This is a genomic window from Pseudoalteromonas sp. Z1A6 (assembly GCF_011378745.1).
In the GTDB taxonomy this organism is placed as follows: domain Bacteria; phylum Pseudomonadota; class Gammaproteobacteria; order Enterobacterales; family Alteromonadaceae; genus Pseudoalteromonas; species Pseudoalteromonas arctica.
The window spans coordinates 1,244-16,435 of the sequence record NZ_WTKW01000055.1; the positions used below are offsets into that span (position 1 = coordinate 1,244).

14 protein-coding genes are annotated in these 15,192 nt (G+C 39.1%); 9 read left to right on the plus strand and 5 right to left on the minus strand.

The features are described 5' to 3' along the window. From GQR46_RS20650 to GQR46_RS05535, 3 genes are all read right to left on the minus strand, one after another. Positions 1 to 648, minus strand: a 648-nt coding sequence (locus GQR46_RS20650) for an ABC transporter permease (protein ID WP_240922890.1), incomplete at its 3' end; no start/stop codon positions are given. Next, on the minus strand, positions 645 to 1,343 hold the full coding sequence (locus tag GQR46_RS05530) for an ABC transporter ATP-binding protein (protein ID WP_165740327.1): 699 nt from the start codon (positions 1,341 to 1,343) through the stop codon (positions 645 to 647). The genes GQR46_RS05530 and GQR46_RS20650, both read right to left, overlap by 4 nt. Positions 1,344 to 1,350: 7 nt before the next feature. Continuing rightward, positions 1,351 to 2,421, minus strand: coding sequence for a CDP-glycerol glycerophosphotransferase family protein (locus GQR46_RS05535; RefSeq protein ID WP_206009476.1), 1,071 nt, complete (start codon positions 2,419 to 2,421; stop codon positions 1,351 to 1,353). A gap of 178 nt (positions 2,422 to 2,599) precedes the next feature. Between GQR46_RS05535 and GQR46_RS05540 the strand changes: the two genes are divergently transcribed. The 7 genes from GQR46_RS05540 (at position 2,600) to GQR46_RS05570 (ending at position 10,140) form a co-directional block, all read left to right on the plus strand. Continuing rightward, positions 2,600 to 3,703 (plus strand): phosphoribosylaminoimidazolesuccinocarboxamide synthase, encoded by a 1,104-nt coding sequence (locus tag GQR46_RS05540; RefSeq protein WP_165740329.1) that lies wholly within the window; start codon positions 2,600 to 2,602, stop codon positions 3,701 to 3,703. 122 nt (positions 3,704 to 3,825) lie between these two features. Further along, positions 3,826 to 4,488, plus strand: coding sequence for a methylamine utilization protein (locus GQR46_RS05545; protein ID WP_165740331.1), 663 nt, complete (start codon positions 3,826 to 3,828; stop codon positions 4,486 to 4,488). After that, positions 4,481 to 6,796: an EAL domain-containing protein gene (locus tag GQR46_RS05550; protein ID WP_165740332.1), complete on the plus strand. Its 2,316-nt coding sequence runs from the start codon at positions 4,481 to 4,483 to the stop codon at positions 6,794 to 6,796. The genes GQR46_RS05545 and GQR46_RS05550 overlap by 8 nt, the downstream gene beginning before the upstream one ends. Beyond that, positions 6,783 to 7,616, plus strand: a complete 834-nt coding sequence (locus tag GQR46_RS05555) for a DUF3034 family protein (protein ID WP_165740335.1) — start codon at positions 6,783 to 6,785, stop codon at positions 7,614 to 7,616. Before GQR46_RS05550 ends, GQR46_RS05555 begins: the two co-directional genes overlap by 14 nt. Continuing rightward, the gene (locus tag GQR46_RS05560; RefSeq protein WP_007581961.1) at positions 7,616 to 8,035 is read left to right on the plus strand and encodes a group 1 truncated hemoglobin; all 420 of its coding nucleotides are present in this window, start codon (positions 7,616 to 7,618) and stop codon (positions 8,033 to 8,035) included. The genes GQR46_RS05555 and GQR46_RS05560 overlap by 1 nt, the downstream gene beginning before the upstream one ends. A gap of 177 nt (positions 8,036 to 8,212) precedes the next feature. Beyond that, the gene (locus tag GQR46_RS05565; protein WP_240922891.1) at positions 8,213 to 9,307 is read left to right on the plus strand and encodes a capsular biosynthesis protein; all 1,095 of its coding nucleotides are present in this window, start codon (positions 8,213 to 8,215) and stop codon (positions 9,305 to 9,307) included. Next, complete coding sequence (locus GQR46_RS05570) at positions 9,307 to 10,140, plus strand: sulfurtransferase (protein WP_165740338.1); 834 nt, start codon at positions 9,307 to 9,309, stop codon at positions 10,138 to 10,140. Before GQR46_RS05565 ends, GQR46_RS05570 begins: the two co-directional genes overlap by 1 nt. Positions 10,141 to 10,662: 522 nt before the next feature. Here GQR46_RS05570 and GQR46_RS05575 read toward each other — a convergent pair. Continuing rightward, positions 10,663 to 11,022: a DUF5522 domain-containing protein gene (locus tag GQR46_RS05575; protein ID WP_165725167.1), complete on the minus strand. Its 360-nt coding sequence runs from the start codon at positions 11,020 to 11,022 to the stop codon at positions 10,663 to 10,665. A 43-nt stretch (positions 11,023 to 11,065) separates the two neighbouring features. Here GQR46_RS05575 and GQR46_RS05580 point away from each other — a divergent pair, with 43 nt between their 5' ends. Then, positions 11,066 to 11,392 carry a hypothetical protein gene (locus GQR46_RS05580; protein ID WP_165727182.1) on the plus strand — a complete coding sequence of 109 codons (327 nt, stop codon included), beginning with the start codon at positions 11,066 to 11,068 and terminating at the stop codon, positions 11,390 to 11,392. A 185-nt stretch (positions 11,393 to 11,577) separates the two neighbouring features. Here GQR46_RS05580 and GQR46_RS05585 read toward each other — a convergent pair whose 3' ends face one another. Beyond that, positions 11,578 to 12,546, minus strand: a complete 969-nt coding sequence (locus GQR46_RS05585) for a class 1 fructose-bisphosphatase (protein ID WP_024592826.1) — start codon at positions 12,544 to 12,546, stop codon at positions 11,578 to 11,580. Positions 12,547 to 12,700: 154 nt separating this feature from the next. Here GQR46_RS05585 and GQR46_RS05590 point away from each other — a divergent pair, with 154 nt between their 5' ends. Next, complete coding sequence (locus tag GQR46_RS05590; protein ID WP_165740340.1) at positions 12,701 to 15,130, plus strand: zinc-dependent metalloprotease; 2,430 nt, start codon at positions 12,701 to 12,703, stop codon at positions 15,128 to 15,130. Positions 15,131 to 15,192 lie beyond the last annotated feature (62 nt).

The following is a 15,192-nucleotide window of genomic DNA, read 5'->3' on the forward strand; positions in this document are numbered from 1 at the left end:
AGCTGGACTTGAACCGCCGTGAATTAAATCTATTGCAGCTAAAGGTATATGCAGTGTTTTATCAACAGGCGTGCCTGTTGGATTTAAAATACCGACGATTTTAAATGGGTTGTCGTCATGATGATGAAAGCTGGTGTTCCCCATACCGTGCGATATAACAATAGAGTCGTTAAGTTTGTAACCTAATTTATTTGCAACTTCACTACCTAGCACCACTTCGTTAATTGCAGCAAAAGGGTGGCCTTTGTTAAAGGTTAAATTTTGTTTTTTTGCAAAACGATAATGGCTAAAATAATCAAGTGTTGTGCCTAGTACCGCTTGGCCTTTATGGCTGTCGCCTAGGCTTATGGGTATGCTCCATTTTACGCCTCGCTGACTTGTTATGTATTCATAGCTTTTCCAGCTTACGCCGTTATTAGTATGGCCGATTCTAAATACTGACGAAAGCAGCAACTGTATGTCGCCGGTACGTGCACCCACAATTAAATCAGTGCCCGAAATAGTATTACTAAAACTGCTTTTAGCATCAATTCGTACTCGTTCAATACTTAAAAGCAGCATTACGCTAATTGCGATAGTAAATAATGTAAGCAGTACACTTGCGCGGCGGTTTAATAAGCTTTTGTAAGCAAGTTTAGCGAGAATCATACTTGTTCCTGCAAGCTTATAAGGTCAATGGAGCGGTCAAATAAAGGCTTTAGTGTTTCATCGTGGCTCACAAATACCAACGTACTATTAGATAACTTTGCCTGCTCAAACAGTAATTTTATAAAGCTTTCACGGTTATTTGTATCAAGTGCAGATGTGGGCTCATCAGCAATTATTAATTCAGGGCTGCCTATAAATGCGCGAGCTGCAGCAACGCGCTGTTGTTGTCCAATACTTAATGTCGCTACATCTTTATGGTGATACTGCGCAGTAAGGCCTAAAGCATTTAATAACCGCATCGCTTCTTTTTGTAAGGCAGAGTTTTTATTTGATGATTGCTTTAATATTTTTTGTTTTCGACTTTTTGAAAACTCACACCCAAGCGTTATATTTTCAATAGGAGTTAAATAAGGAAGCAGGTTAAAGTTTTGAAAAATGTAGCCAATGTGATCCGCTCTAAAAACATCACGGGTAGTATTGCTTAATGTAGTTAGGTTTTTGTCTAAAATTGATACCTCACCGCTAGTGGTTGTATTAATGCCAGCAAGAATCGCTAACAATGTCGATTTACCTGAGCCACTAGGACCGTGTAAAAAAATATGCTCACCTTTTTCTATAACTAACTCTTTTATGTTGAGCGTGGGTGAGCTATCGCTTTTATGCCACTTAAAAGTTACGTTTTTTAGATTTATCATTATCTGGTTACCAACCCCAATAGTTTAGATCTTTACGCATTTTTAGCTGTCTTATTATATTTAGTGGTTTGGATTTTAGTTTTTCGTTACTTTGTAAAAATTCATTAGCTGCATTTAATACGCGCTGGCTAGATTGACCATCGGTATACGGATGAAGTTCTTGGCAATAGCTTTCTATGTTTTGCATTAAATCACTAGGTTTAGTAAGCGCATGTTCAATAGCAGCTTCTACTTCATCAGCGTCGATAATATCGAGTAAATGAGGAAGGGGCTTTTGATTACAAAACGTGACTACCGGTTTACGTAGTAGTAAGAACATTAAAAGAACTGACGATGTATCGCACAGCATAACATCGGCTGCTTGGAGTAATGGCAAGACATTATCGGTTTCAATAAATGTTAGATTTTCGTTACTCAGCGCTTTGTATTTATTAACCCATTCGGCAGGCATTTTAGGGTGAAACTGCATCAAGATACGCCATTTACCTTGTTCACTAAAATGTTTTATTTGCTCATATAGTTTAGGAGCAAGTGACAGCTTTCGTGAAAAAGTAGAGCATATAAGTAAAGTAGGACGAGAGTCGTCACTTATATAAGGGTTATTTAAGGTTTCGCTAAAAAGTGGATCGAGTGTTGGCCAACCGGTTTCAACTACTTTAAAGAAACCATGCTGCTTAGCTAGCTCTTTAAATCGGGTTGTTGTATTTGGCCCTTGCGTGCAATATAAATCGTAACAACCACGAATAGTAAAATGCCCACGATTACCTTCAGAGCTGCGTTTTTCAGAATTAAAGCCATGAAATACAGCTACTTTTTTACCCGGAATAAAGCCTGGGACTATATTTCCTGGTATAAATGTAATGTTTGGAGTCCAGCTTTTAACATCTTTAATTGTATCTAAACGCTGCTCGTTTGCGGCTAAAAAGTTGGGGTTTACTTCGCTACCCGCTAAAAACCAACGTACTTCACCACCATGTGCCAATATCTGCGCCTGCAAAGGTCTCAAAATAGCGTACGAGTAATTTTGAGAAATATACATTAAGTATTTTTTATTTTTAGTGGCAGTTAAGTAGTTCAAGCTATCTCCTCAGGCTGGTTAGCGCATTAAGTTTACCCCATTGCGACCTGCTTATAAATATATGCCTTTATTTGTTTTAAGCATCCGATTGAGCTTTGAGGTTGGCTAGATTATTATACAGCCCATATAACCCCATACCATACTTTGCTCAAAGAGCATCCCTAACCCCGGAGATAGCATGACTAGCTATAAAGTTTTAGACGTAAACGATGATTTACCCATTCGTACCAAAGGTGAAGTACACAGCGGTAAAGTTCGTTCAGTTTATTGGTTAACTGATGAAGACAGCGCACGATTAATTAAAGACAAAGGCTACAAAGTGCCACAGGGTACTGAGTTGGCGATTATGGTTATTTCAGACCGAATTTCTGCATTTGATTGCATTTGGCAAGGTGAAAATGGTTTAAATGGCGTACCAGGTAAAGGTATAGCATTAAATTCAGTGGCAGCCCATTGGTTTAAGTTATTTGATAAAGCAGGCCTTGCGGGGAATCATATTGTTGATATTCCGCATCCGTATGTATGGATTGTACGCAAAGCCAGTACTGTAAAAGTAGAGGCAATTGCTCGCCAGTATATTACTGGTAGCATGTGGCGCGATTACGCTAAAGGCGTACGTAATTTTTGTGGTATTGATTTACCAGAGGGCTTAAAAGCCAATCAAAAACTTGATAACGTTCTAATTACGCCATCAACAAAAGGTATTATTGAAGGTGTTGCCGATATTCCGGCTGTCGATGATGTAAATATTACCCGCGCTAACATTACTAATAATTTAGATGTATTTAACTTTAAGTCAGCAGATGATGTAACAAAATACGAAAAGCTGTTAGTTGAAGGTTTTAAATTAATTAGTGATGAGCTAGCGAAGCTTAACCAAATTTTTGTAGATACAAAATTTGAGTTTGGTTATGTAGAGGATTTAAATGGCGCGCAACAGCTTATTTATATTGATGAAGTAGGCACGCCAGATTCATCACGTATTTGGGATGAATCGGCTTATCAAGATGGTAAAATTGTTGAAAATTCTAAAGAAGGCTTTCGCCAATTACTTATTAATAATGTGCCAGAGAGCGACGTATTATTAAATAAAGATCGCATGAGTGAGCGTGAGCAGTTAGCTAAAGATTATATTTTACCAGAATCAGTAATGCTTGAAGTGTCAAATACCTATGTTGGCATAGCGAGCAAAATTGTGGGTAAAGATATTGTGATCCCTGAAGATCCTCGCCAAGAAGTAATTACTATTTTAGATAACGATTACGGATTAATTGTTAAATAGCAGCACTTAAGTGCTAACAAAGCCAGTAACTAAGTCTTTATTTTTAGTTACTGGGCTATAATTCTTGCAATTAGTGCTCGTCTCTAATTAACTTAACCTAACATTAATATTTAGGTGTTGTTATGTTTGAACGGGCATTGCAAAAATTTGTAAAAAGCAGTTACTTTTTAGCTATAGGTTTGTTTTTTAGTCAGTTTGCTTTAAGTGCGAATATTGAATTAGTAATAGAAGATCAACACGGCCAAAAGTTATCAGGTGCAGTGGTTGAGCTTAATATTGCTGACAAACAAGCCACACCATCAAATTTGCCCATTGCTATAATGGATCAAGTCCATAAGCAGTTTTTACCCGAATTATTAGTTGTACAACAGGGTCAAAAAGTTAACTTTCCTAACAGCGATAATATTCGCCATCATGTTTATTCTTTTTCACAAGCTAAGCCTTTTCAACTAAGATTATATTCAGGGCAACCAAAAGAGCCCATTACGTTTGAGCAACAAGGGGTTGTTGTTTTAGGGTGTAATATTCATGACTCTATGGTTGGCTATATCTATGTAGCGAGTAGTGAATCCGTATATAAAACAGATAAAAAAGGCTATGTTAGTTTGCCTATTAATACGCTGCCTGCACAAGTGAGTGTGTGGCACCCTTTACAAACAGCGCCATTGGAGAATAAAAAAATGATAACAATTAATTCTCAAAAACAGTTACAGATAACAGTAAACACATCGACCCCAGCACCTAGAAATACCTTTGGTAGTAAGTTTAAGGCTGGTAATGACTAATAGTTTACGAAATCGCATAACCATTTTATGTGTTGGCTTAGTGTTATTAACCACTATGGTCAGCTTGTTTAGTTTTTGGTGGTCTACGAGTAAGTTTCAAGAAGAAAAAGTAAATCAAGACATTACCGTAGCGCAAAATGTTTATAAGCAATATTTAAAATCAAAAGAAAGCCTACTACTAACCGCAGCAAAAGTACTCACCTCCGACTTTGGTTTTAAGCAAGCTGTAGCAACGCGGGATGCCGGGACAATAAGCAGTGTGTTGTTTAATCATAGCCAACGTATTGATGCCGAATTAATGCTGCTACTTGATTTATCGGGTAGGCTAATTTCCGCCAATACTGACGAAGACGCTTTTTCACATAACTTAAAGCCGTTAATGGAAGAGCTTTTAAGTGCGCCAGAAGAGTCTAGTTTTGTGGTGCTAAATAACGAGCTTTACCAAATTATTTTATTACCCGTAAGAGCGCCACGTACAGTGGCCTATAGTTTGGTGGGCTTTAAAATTGATGACAATGTAGCCCATGAACTAAAAAGCTTAACAGGCATGGATGTGAGCTTTATAGGCAGCGCTGACGATATTGTTATTAGCTCATTAGCTAATCGTCCTGAGCAATTTGAACCGGTTAGCTATTTTAGTACCGTAACCACATCGCGTTTTTTTGGTGAGTATTTGGTGTATCGTAACCGAGATATAGATTTACCATCGTTGTTGACCCATCCTATAATTATTTTACTGAGCGCCGATTTAACACAAAGTTATAGTGACTTCGAAAAACTTCTTTTTACACTTATTATTTTAGCTATTTTAACTATGTTTGTAGGTGTTATTACGAGCAGCATATTTGCAAATAATTTAACTACGCCACTTACTCAACTAGCTGTAATAGCAAGGCAATTTGCACAAGGTAATTATGCTTTTGAATTTAAAGGGCGAAGGCAAAGTACCGAAATAGACACGCTAGTCGCAGCGTTTGATAGCATGGGTAATGATATTAATCAGCGCGAGCAACAAATTAGCTTTCAAGCCAGACACGACTCCTTAACAGGCTTTTATAACCGCTCAGCCATGCTTGAGGTGCTTGATGATGAGTTAGATTCATCAGCCGAGTACACGCTCGTTGCAATAGACATAAAGGGTCTTCGCCATATAAACGATAAGCTCGGTCCGCGTATTGGTGATGACTGCCTAAAGGCGGTTGCTTGCAGAATAAGTGATTTTTCGGATGAGTTAGGGGGCTTTCATGCTCGTATTGGCGGGGATGAGTTTTTAACTGTGTTTCCGACTGCGGCAGCGCGCGAACACAAAAGCGGTATTGTTGGCTTAATGGCACAATTACAAGCGTGCTACACCATTCAAAAACTAAAAATTAACTTACGCTTTAGTGCGGGCATTGTGCAGTATCCTACGCAAGGAATTGCAAGTGATGACTTAATGCGCCGCGTGCTAATTGCTGTTGAAAGTGCTGCAAACACACAAGAGAGCATACATTATTATCAAAATGGTGAAGACGAGGCGCACTTAGAGCGCTTAATAATGCTTGATGAATTAAAGCAGGCAATTAGTGATGATGATGGTCAGCTATTTATGACCTATCAGCCAAAATTACACATGAAAACGCAAAAAATAGATAAAGTTGAGTCGCTTATTCGCTGGCAGCGAAAAGATGGTAGTTGGGTTAATCCTGAACTGTTTATTGACTTAGCTGAGCAGTCGGGCCTTATTGTTGAGCTTACAGGGTGGGTTGTTAATACGGTTGTAGCACAAGTAGCGGATTGGCAGTCTAAAAATATAAACTTACAGGCTGCAATAAATGTATCTGCGCAAGATATAGCATTTCCGGGCTTTCATGCTGCATTAGTTCGTACGCTTAAAAAGTACAAAGTAGATCCTAAGCTGATTACTATTGAGCTTACTGAGCGCGATATGATCGAAAACGAAGAAAAAGGTATTAAAGCGCTCGAAAACCTAAAGGCAATTGGCGTTAAAATATCATTAGATGATTATGGTGTAGGGCAAACATCACTTGGTCGATTAAAAATGTTACCGATTGATGAGCTTAAGCTAGATAAGTGCTTTATCCTAAAACTTGATGAATCGCAAAAAGATCAATTTATAGTGCAATCATCAATTACGTTGGGGCATCAGCTAGGTTTCTCGGTTGTAGCTGAGGGGGTTGAAACACTTGGCTCATTAAATTTACTTAGAGGTATGCAGTGTGACCATGCACAAGGCTATTACTTAAGTAGGCCTTTAAAAGCAGAACTATTAGAAGAATGGCTGGAGGAATACTATGAAAAAAATTAAATACTTATTAGCAAGTTTGTTTTTAATAATTAGTGTACCGAGCATTGCAAGCAATGGAAAACTGCTAGCTACGCCGGGCGTTTCTCAAATTGAAGGCAGTGGCGGCGGTGGTATTGTACCGTGGGCACAACTTGCTGGGTACGCAAGTGATGACGAATTTTCGGTAAATGGCTTTTGTAGCCGCGCAGATGTAACCGACTACACACTTGACGTATGTGGTGCACAACTTAATTTATTTAATCGTGTTGAGCTCAGTTATGCCCAACAGCGCTTTGATGTACCAGCACTTGATGCTGAAATAGAGCAATCAATTACAGGTGCTAAAATACGTTTATACGGTGATATTGTTTACAGTGATTGGCCACAACTTAGCTTAGGTATTCAGCATAAATCACTGGATGATGGCAGTATTGCAGCACTTGTAGGCGCAGAAGATACTAGCGGCACTGACTATTACCTCGCTGCTAGTAAATTACATTTAGGGGCCATTGCTGGTTATAACTGGTTTTGGAACGTAACTACACGATACAGCGAAGCTAATCAACTTGGTTTGCTTGGCTACGGTGGAGAAAATGGTAGTGGTAAAGTGCTATTTGAAGGCAGCACAGCTATATTTTTTAGTCGTGAAGTAGCCGTAGGTGTTGAGTATCGTCAAAAATCAAATAACTTAAACTTAGGCGAACAAGATTGGAAAGACTTATTTGTAGCATGGATGCCTAATAAGCACGTAAGTGTGACAGCGGCTTACCTTGATTTAGGAAGCATTGCAGGGGCTGACGATCAAACAGGTTGGTATTTATCGGTAACAGGGTATTGGTAATGAAAAGCGTTGGTATTTTTATAGTATGCGTAGGATTGCTTTGTAGTTGTGCTAGCTCAACACAATTATCGCTTTATCAAAAGCTCGATGGTAAAGCGGGGATAGGCAGAATTGTTGATAGCTTTATCTATCAAATAGGTAATGACGAGCAGATAATTCATTACTTTGAACACAGCAATATAGCGTACTTTCGCCAAGGGTTTATTACTCATATGTGCATGCTAGTAGAAGGCCCGTGTACATATGATGGCGACTCTATGGTGGCAATTCATACTGGTATGCATATTACAGAGAAAGACTTTAATCATGTGGTTGATTTGCTTATAAATGCAATGAATGAGCAAAACATTAGTCATAGCTTACAAAACGATATTCTTTCTAGAATGGCACCACTTCGTGGTGAAATTATAAAAATGTAGCCATAAAGGCTTTAAAGTAATTATTAAGTAAAGGGAACCTTGCTTTGATGTCATTGTCCACTTAGAATTATTTCATAAAAACAATAATTGGCAAATATAGCTTGTATGGCTTACCTATTTATCTCTCGCAAAAATGTACACGCAAAATACTATAGAAAAATAATCAAAAAATTGTCGATGGATTGCCAATTACATATCATGGGAGCCCCTAAGCTTTCTGCTGTTAAGTATTTAAAAGATGCGTTTCAAGTTAATTTTACTGATGTAGTTAACTCTCAGCTAAAACGCAAAAGAGCACGTAATGCTATCTGGAATAGTCCTATTATTACTGCTGTTTACAGTGCTGGGTTAGTTTTATTTGAACGATTACGATACGCTAAGTATTTAGCCTTATTAACCGAGACTAATCCTGAGTGCATTGTTATTTGGAACGGCAATAAACTTCCAAATACGACCGTTGCTATGGCTGCAAAAGCATTAGGTGTTAAGCAGTTTTATTATGAAAATGGTTTACTACCCGGTACAAGTAGCTTGGACCCTAGCGGTATTAACTATAATGCGTCGTTAAGCCGTGACCCTTCTTTTTACCTAAATTTTGACCCACAAAATAAGCTAAACTTTTGTGCGCCGGATTTAATTCCAAGAGCTGATCATAAAAAGCGCTGTGAATTTGAATGCGCCGATGTGCCAGAACGCTATATATTTGCGCCTTTTCAAGTACCTCACGATACTCAATTAGCTAGCTTTTCTCCGTGGATAAACTCTATGGACATGTTTTACGACGAGGTGATTAAAGCCGTCAAAAGCTTAAACGATCCAAGTTTAAAAGTGGTTTTTAAAGAGCATCCGTCGTGGCATAAACATTACGCTCATCTTTATGAAAAAGATCCGATTGCAATTTTTGCTAATGGAAATCAAACAAGTGATTTGATTAAGTGCGCTGAAGCCGTATTAACGATTAATTCAACGGTCGGCTTAGAAGCATTGCTGCTAAATAAACGAGTTTTAACTCTTGGACAAGCCTGTTACAACATTGAGGGTTTGGTAAAGCATGCAAGCACTGCAGAGCAGCTAGCTGAGAATATGAACGAAGTAGTACAGGGCTGGCAACCAAATACATTATTAAAGGATAAGTTTTTTAGCTTTATTGAACATGTATATTGTATTCCTGGCGTTTGGAAACACACTGAAGATAAACACATTAAAGCGATTGAAGCGCGTTTTACGGGTAATGACGAGTTTGCTAAGTATCATGGTGATAAGGAATCGTAGTGAAAAACCTAATTAGCTGTCAGCAATTACACGAGCAACTTAATAATCCTGCATTAGTGATATTTGATGCAGGTATGCTGCGCCCAGGTGTTTTGGGTACTTATTCGCCGCAAGCAATGCTGCCTAACGCTAAACGTTTTGACATAAAAAACGAATTAGCCGATAGATCAAATCCCTTACCAAGTATGGTATGCAGCGAGCAGCAGTTTACCCACATGATGCAAAATGCAGGTGTAAATAACGACTCGTTTATAGTTGTATACGAAGATGGCGGTTTATTTAGCGCAGCAAGAGCGTGGTGGATGTTTAAAGCTATGGGGCATCACAATGTTAAAGTACTCAGTGGTGGCCTTAAAAAGTGGTTAGAGAGCGATTACGCCACACAACAAGGTTATAGCAAAGCGTCAGGTAAAGGTGATTTTACGGCAAACTATAACTCTGCGTATTTTATTAATAGCCAACAAGTGGTTGACGTAATCGATGAGCCCAGCACTGCATTGCTAGATGCACGTGCTTATAAGCGTTTTACAGGCGAAGAAAGTGAACCCCGAAAAGGTATGCGTAGCGGGCATATCCCAAATAGTCGCTCGTTACCTTTTATGAATTTACTCAATAAAGGTGAAGCAAAACCACTTACTGAAATTAAAGCGATATTTAATGACGTGGTTGATGATGCGCAGCAGCTACAATTTAGCTGTGGCTCAGGTATTACAGCCTGTGTTTTAGCGTTATTTGCTACCGAGTGTGGTTACAGTAATTTAAGCGTTTATGATGGTTCGTGGAGTGAGTGGGGCGCAAGTGATTCATTGCCCATCGCCACGGGAGAAAAGTAGACGTGTTGGATATGTAAAGCTTGCTCACGTTAAAAGCGCAGCGTCTCTAAACCTCTTTGTGAATAACAGTATTTAAAAATATTACTCACAAGGAGAAGTGAAAGAGAAGAAAATGAGAAGGTAAAACTAATGCTTACTCTAAAAGCGCAGCGCCTCTAAACCTCTTTGTGAATAACAGTATTTAAAAATATTACTCACAAGGAGAAGTGAAAGAGAAGAAAATGAGGAGGTAAAACTAATGCTTACTCTAAAAACGCAGCGCCTCTAAACCTCTTTGTGAATAACAGCATTTAAAATATTACTCACAAGGAGAAGTGAAAGAGATGAAAATGAGAAGATAAAAACCAGTGCTTACTCGTATTTGAATACTATTTTTATACAATCGCTTACTCTAAAAGCGCAGTGCCTCTAAACCTCTTTGTGAATAATTGCACTTAAAAATATTATTCACAAGGAGAAGTGAAAGAGAAGAAAATGAGAAGGTAAAAACCAATGTTTGCTCGTATTTGTATTAAATGGTTTTTATTTTCTAAAACCATAAGGGCAATTTTTGCAACCATTTTTGCAGCACGAACCACGCTTTAAAAAAAACCACTTACTAAATATCATGTAACCACTTTGCATGGTGTAGTCGAGCCCTTCAATTAAATTGTCGTTACCTCTAAATTGTTTTGCAAAGTCTATTTGAGTTTTAATAGGTTGTGTATAAACACCCTTTAAAAAAGTATTTATTTTATTGAGCGTGCACTTGCGGCATAAACAACTTGTTGCTGTGATATCAAGCGGTAAAATAGCCGGCAGCTCATTGCACCAACACGCTGATATATCGTCTACATTACACGTTAGAGTACTGTGGCATTGAGTGCAGTTAAGTTCAGTCATTATAATTCTTTTTAGTAACAGTGAGCCAAGAATAACAAATATTATGAATACACAAAAAGCATTAGCTGAATTTATTACATTTGGTGAGCAAAGGGACGAAGCTATATCGGTTATCGTTTCAAGCCCTGCTGATAGCAATAAAACTCATTATACTCTCTCAACCGAGGTTTTAATTGATGTACTTAAGCGCTGTTTAAGTGACGAAATAGACTTAGATGATTTAGAGCTTTGGGCAAACGTAATTGAATCGCGAGATGACATTGATTGTGCAGAGCACGAAGGTTTTATTTATGCACTCAGTAATAGTGAGCAAATGGGGGAGCTTAACCATCAAAAGATTGAGCAAATAGTTGCGTTAGTAAAAATTTGATTTGTTTAAAAAGCGAGGTGTAAAACCTCACCTACAATATATGCAACCCTGTAGGTGCGAATTTATTTCGCGCTCATGTAGCGTGGCTTTGGTGGTTAAAAAGCGAGGTGTAAAACCTCACCTACAAAAAAACCGCACTTCAATTGAATGCGGTTTTTTAAATTGAAGACAATCGTTTTAAGCGATTATTTATGATATCCCAAGCACGTTTCGACTTCGTTTTTAGAACCTAAAATAACGGCTACACGCTGGTGGATTGCATCAGGCTGAATATCCATAATACGCTCGGTACCGGTTGATGCGATACCGCCAGCTTGCTCTACTAACATAGCCATTGGATTTGCTTCGTAAAGTAGGCGTAATTTATTTGGCTTTTTAGGATCTTTAGTGTCACTAGGGTAAGTAAATAAACCACCACGGCTAAGTACACGATGCACATCGCCCACCATTGCTGCAATCCAGCGCATATTAAAGTTTTTAGCGCGCGGGCCTGTATCACCTGCTAGCAAATCATCGATGTAGTTTTGCATAGCTGGTTGCCAATGGCGTTGGTTAGACGTATTAATGGCAAATTCGTTTGTATCAGCAGGAATATCAGCAAAATCTTGTGTAAGTAAAAAGCTGCCTTGTGTTTTATCAAGGGTAAACATACGCGTGCCTTTACCTGTAGTCAGCGCAAGCATTGTTGACGGGCCGTAAAGTACGTAACCTGCTGCAACTTGCTTATGACCTGGCTGCATAAAAATGCTTTCGTCAGCGGCATCAGAACCTTCAGGCGCTTCCATAATAGAAAATATAGTACCGACAAGCGAGTTAATATCGGTATTTGACGAGCCATCCAATGGATCAAATGCCACTATAAATTTAGCGTCTGGGTTACCTGCTACTGTGTAGTCTTCTTCTTCAGAGGCGATTGCTTTAACCGTACCTGATTCCAGTAAAATATCTTTTAACAGCTGATTAGATAATACATCGAGCTTTTTTTGAGTTTCACCTTGAATGTTTTCATCAAGGGTTGAGCCCAATACGCCAGAAAGCGCGCCTTGACCAACGCGAAACGAAATTTCTTTACATGCCGCTAAAATTGTTCGAATTAATGATAAAAGTTCTCTTGAACAACCATCTTCAAGTAATACTGGAGGGAGTCTACGCATTCTATTTTCCTGATAACGTGTTAAAACCAATCATAATGTGAGAGAGATTAGCTTAGAGCGCTGAAATTCGTCTTAAATAACTGTATTGTTTAAATAGCACCCTATAATGGGACCACCTAATCGTACTTAAAACACAAATAACAAAGATAAGATTATGAAAAAAATACCACTACTAAGTTACATATTCTTTACTGTGCTGTGCTCTATCATAACTCAAGCGCACGCAGCAATTAAGTCAATTGATGAATTTACTACGCAAATGAATCATTTTCCGGGCTATTATTCGTTTTTTTACGATACCCAAAACGGAAAAGTATATTTAAAAGTTGATAAGTTTGAACAGCAATTTTTACTGCAGCAAAGCTTGCCTTACGGTATTGGCTCTAACGACATAGGCCTTGATAGAGGTCAGCTTGGTAATACTCACCTTGTGCAGTTTGAGCGTTTTGGCGACAAAGTAATGCTGCGGGCTGTAAATACTTACTATCGTGCCAACACAAGTAACAAGGCCGAACAGCAAAGTATTAAAGAGGCGTTTGCATCAAGTATACTTGCTGGTTTTAAAGTGGTCGCAGAAGATAAAGCCACAGCACTTATTGATTACACACCTTATTTATTAAGTGATGTACACGGCGTAAGCCGAACGCTTGCGGCGCGTAAGCAAGGTAACTTTAGCCTTGATGAGTCACGTAGCGCCGTTTATATGAATCGCTCAAAAGCATTTGTAAAAAACACCGAGCTTGAAGCTGTACTTACATTTGAAGGCACAAAACCAGGTGAATTTGTTCGCCAAGTAAGTGCCGACCCATACTCACTTACCGTACACATGCACCATTCACTTATTCAATTACCAGACGATAACTACACGCCGCGCAAGTTTAATCCACAATCAGGTTTTTGGAGTATAGAACATAAAGATTACGCAGCGCCACTTGGTGACTCTATGTATGTGCGTTATATACCGCGCCATCGTTTAACTAAAAAGGATTCAAGCTTACCTATTAGTGAACCTGTTAAACCAATTGTTTATTACCTTGATCCTGGCGTTCCAGAGCCCGTTAAAAGCGCTTTGCTTGAAGGTGGAAAGTGGTGGAACGACGCATTTACGGCGGCAGGATATAAAAATGCATTTATAGTAAAAGTGCTGCCAAGTAGCGCCGACCCTATGGATATTCGTTACAACGTCATTCAATGGGTACACCGTGCAACGCGTGGTTGGTCATACGGTAGTTCGGTAATCGACCCACGTACAGGTGAAATACTTAAAGGGCACGTAACACTCGGCTCATTGCGTGTTCGCCAAGATATTTTAATAGCCGAAGCACTCGCTGCACCTTATTTAAAAGGCAATGAAGTTGCTAAAAGCTTGCAAGCAATGGCGCTTGATCGTATTCGCCAATTAAGCGCACATGAAATTGGCCACACGTTAGGTATTTCTCATAACTTTGCAGCATCGGTAGGGGATAGAGCCTCAGTAATGGATTACCCACATCCGCTACTTAGTTTTAATGAACAAGGTAAGCTTGATGTAACGCGCGGCTATGCAACAGGCATGGGCGTGTGGGATACCCAAGTAATTAAATATGGCTATAGCGATTTTACTAACCAAGATGAAAGCGCAGAACTTGCTGCTATTTTAAAAGAGAACAAAGCCAAAGGTCTTGAGTTTATATCAGATAGCGACGCTCGTGCTAAAGGTGGCGCGCATCCAACAGCTCATTTATGGGATAACGGCACTAATCCTTCGCAGGAACTTTTAAGAGTACTCGACGTACGTAAAAAAGCGCTTTCGCAGTTTGGTATTAATAATATTAAAACGGGCGACTCATTATCGCAATTAGAAGAAAAACTAGTTCCGCTTTATCTGTTTCACCGTTTTCAGGTTGAGGCTGCAGTGAAACTTATAGCCGGTGTTGATTACGAATACGAAACACGCGGTGACTCACCCGTAAAAGGCGCACAAGTCGTTAATAAAAAAACACAGCAAGAAGCAGTAAACGCTATTTTTGCAACGCTTAAGCCAAGTAACTTATTACTTCCTGAATCTGTGTTATCGCTAATTCCGCCAAAAGCATATGGCGAGTCTAAATCGCGCGAGAGCATAGTTGGACGCACAGGGTTAACGCTCGATGCAATGGCATTACCCGAGGTTGCAGTGCAGCACAGCTTGTCGCTTTTATTAAATGCACAGCGTTTAAATCGCTTAGCGCAGCAACAAGCGCGTAGTAATGACTCTTATAGTTTAGATGAGTTACTTGAGGAGCTATATAGCCAAGTGTTTAACGTGTCATCACCTAATACAATGACAGGTAAAATCACTCAGCGCGTGCAATTTTTAACTGCAAAAACCATGGCTGATTTAGTAGCAAGCGATAGTGCAAGCCCTGAAGTGCAAGCGCAGTTACGTTACTACTTAGTTAAGTTGAGTGAAGACTTTAACCAAAACTCAATGCTGAGCCATACAAGTACTGGCGAGAGTGCGTTTAAGCAATATTTAGCTGAGCAAATAAATCAGTTTTTAATTAAAGGGCAATGGCCAAACAACTTTAAAGTGCTGCCAATCCCACCGGGCTCACCAATTTAGAATAAAAAGTAGAAGCGCTTATTTTTAATCAATCATTTAATCAATCATAAAGCAAAACACCG

What these genes read in the sequence shown, in the direction of transcription:
- GQR46_RS05530 (WP_165740327.1), bottom strand. Translation starts at nt 1,343, where the DNA reads ATGATAAATCTAAAAAACGTAACTTTTAAGTGGCATAAAAGCGATAGC.
- GQR46_RS05540 (WP_165740329.1), top strand. Translation starts at nt 2,600, where the DNA reads ATGACTAGCTATAAAGTTTTAGACGTAAACGATGATTTACCCATTCGT.
- GQR46_RS05545 (WP_165740331.1), top strand. Translation starts at nt 3,826, where the DNA reads ATGTTTGAACGGGCATTGCAAAAATTTGTAAAAAGCAGTTACTTTTTA.
- GQR46_RS05550 (WP_165740332.1), top strand. Translation starts at nt 4,481, where the DNA reads ATGACTAATAGTTTACGAAATCGCATAACCATTTTATGTGTTGGCTTA.
- GQR46_RS05555 (WP_165740335.1), top strand. Translation starts at nt 6,783, where the DNA reads ATGAAAAAAATTAAATACTTATTAGCAAGTTTGTTTTTAATAATTAGT.
- GQR46_RS05560 (WP_007581961.1), top strand. Translation starts at nt 7,616, where the DNA reads ATGAAAAGCGTTGGTATTTTTATAGTATGCGTAGGATTGCTTTGTAGT.
- GQR46_RS05565 (WP_240922891.1), top strand. Translation starts at nt 8,213, where the DNA reads ATGGATTGCCAATTACATATCATGGGAGCCCCTAAGCTTTCTGCTGTT.
- GQR46_RS05575 (WP_165725167.1), bottom strand. Translation starts at nt 11,022, where the DNA reads ATGACTGAACTTAACTGCACTCAATGCCACAGTACTCTAACGTGTAAT.
- GQR46_RS05580 (WP_165727182.1), top strand. Translation starts at nt 11,066, where the DNA reads ATGAATACACAAAAAGCATTAGCTGAATTTATTACATTTGGTGAGCAA.
- GQR46_RS05585 (WP_024592826.1), bottom strand. Translation starts at nt 12,546, where the DNA reads ATGCGTAGACTCCCTCCAGTATTACTTGAAGATGGTTGTTCAAGAGAA.
- GQR46_RS05590 (WP_165740340.1), top strand. Translation starts at nt 12,701, where the DNA reads ATGAAAAAAATACCACTACTAAGTTACATATTCTTTACTGTGCTGTGC.